This is a genomic window from Kribbella sancticallisti, from assembly GCF_039530625.1.
Lineage (GTDB): Bacteria > Actinomycetota > Actinomycetes > Propionibacteriales > Kribbellaceae > Kribbella > Kribbella sancticallisti.
On the sequence record NZ_BAAAOS010000067.1, the window covers coordinates 1 to 1549 of the forward strand.

Consider the following 1549-nt stretch of genomic DNA (forward strand, 5'->3'; position numbering starts at 1 on the left):
TCACCGGACAAAACGCCCGGGACCAACTTAAGCAACGAATTTCAGAAGCAGGACACTAGTGCCCCGTGTCAGAAGTTCCGTTGCGCTACTTCCGACACGGGGCTCTAGGGAGGCCGAGGGATGAGCACCAAGAGATTGGCATCGACCGGCAACAAGATCGGCGTCTGGATGTACCGGACGCTCGGTGGCCGGCTGGCCAGTGGGAGCAAGGACGTGCACGTGATGGTGGTGACCACGCCGGGCCGGCGGACGGGCGTCGCGCGGTCCACCTGCGTGCGCTACCTCGACACCCGTGACGGATTCGTTGTCTGGGGCACCGGATCCGGCTCTCCGCGCGACCCGGACTGGTTCCGCAATCTGCGGTCGGCGGCGGAGGCAGAGGTCCAGGTGGGAACCAGGCGGGTTCGGGTCCGGCCCAGGGAACTGGTCGGTGAGGAGCGCGCCGAGGTGTGGACGGACGTCGTACTGGCCCAGGCGCCGGAGGTCGGGAAGTACGCGCGCAAAGCCGCCCGGACGATCCCGGTCGCCGTACTGCAGCCCATCGAAGGTGTGACCGGGGACGGGCGTTAGCGTCTGCGGCATGACTGAGGTGAGAAGACCGCGCCGGCTCGTGCCTGGCGATCGGGTGGCGGTGGTGGCACCGGCGGGGCCGTTGGACGCCGAGCGGCTGGAGTGGGGGACGAAGTACCTGCGGGACTGGGGTATCGAGGTCGAGGTGATGCCGTCCGCGCTGGCGCGGCATGAGCGGCTGCCCTACCTGGCGGGGGAGGACCGCGTTCGCGCGGCCGAGTTCCGCGCCGCCTGGCTGGATTCGTCGTACCAGGCGGTCTTCGCCGGCCGCGGCGGGTACGGCGTACAGCGGCTGCTGCAGCATCTCGATCTGGATGAGCTTGCCCCGATCGACAAGATCCTGGTCGGCTTCAGCGACCTCACCGCGCTGCACGAGGCCTTCAACGCCCGCGGCCTCGTCACCGTCCACAGCCCGATGGCCGCGACCGTTGGGCAACTCCGGACGCAGGAGTCCCACGACCGGCTGCGCGACCTGCTGTTCGAGCCCGAGTCGGTGACGGACCTGCTCGCGCCCGTAGGCGCCCGAACCGTCGTCCCCGGTACTGCGGAAGGCCGGCTCCTCGGAGGCAACCTGGCTCTTCTGGCCGCCAGCCTCGGTACTCCGACCCTGGCTCGCCCCAAGGGGATCATCGTGCTGGAAGACGTCAGCGAGGACGGCTACCGGGTGGACCGGCTACTGACGCAGCTGCTCAGGTCCGGCTGGTTCGACCAGGTCACCGGCCTGGTGATCGGCGACTTCAGCGAGTCCGAGGACCTGGGCCTGGTGGGCGACGTAGTCCGCGAGCGCCTCGAACCCCTCGGCCTGCCGATGGTCGAGGGTGCGGCGGTCGGCCACGAGGACCTCAACCTCGCCCTACCCCTAGGCCTCCCAGTCCGCCTCGACGCAACCGCCGCGACTCTTACCCCACTCCTGACACCGCTCAGCTGATAGACCGTGAACGTGCCTTTCCCTCGATAGACGCGGACGGCAGCGTGCGGG

The 1549-nt window shown here is 69.0% G+C and carries 2 protein-coding genes; both read left to right on the forward strand.

Annotated elements, in window-relative coordinates; translation table 11 throughout:
• Positions 1-120 precede the first annotated feature (120 nt).
• A complete protein-coding gene (locus tag ABD255_RS41505; RefSeq protein WP_344222355.1) occupies positions 121-570 on the forward strand; it encodes a nitroreductase/quinone reductase family protein in 450 nt (149 codons plus the stop codon).
• 10 nt (positions 571-580) lie between these two features.
• Positions 581-1498, forward strand: coding sequence for a S66 peptidase family protein (locus tag ABD255_RS41510; protein WP_344222356.1), 918 nt, complete (start codon positions 581-583; stop codon positions 1496-1498).
• Positions 1499-1549 lie beyond the last annotated feature (51 nt).

What these genes read in the sequence shown, in the direction of transcription:
- ABD255_RS41505 (WP_344222355.1), top strand. Translation starts at nt 121, where the DNA reads ATGAGCACCAAGAGATTGGCATCGACCGGCAACAAGATCGGCGTCTGG.
- ABD255_RS41510 (WP_344222356.1), top strand. Translation starts at nt 581, where the DNA reads ATGACTGAGGTGAGAAGACCGCGCCGGCTCGTGCCTGGCGATCGGGTG.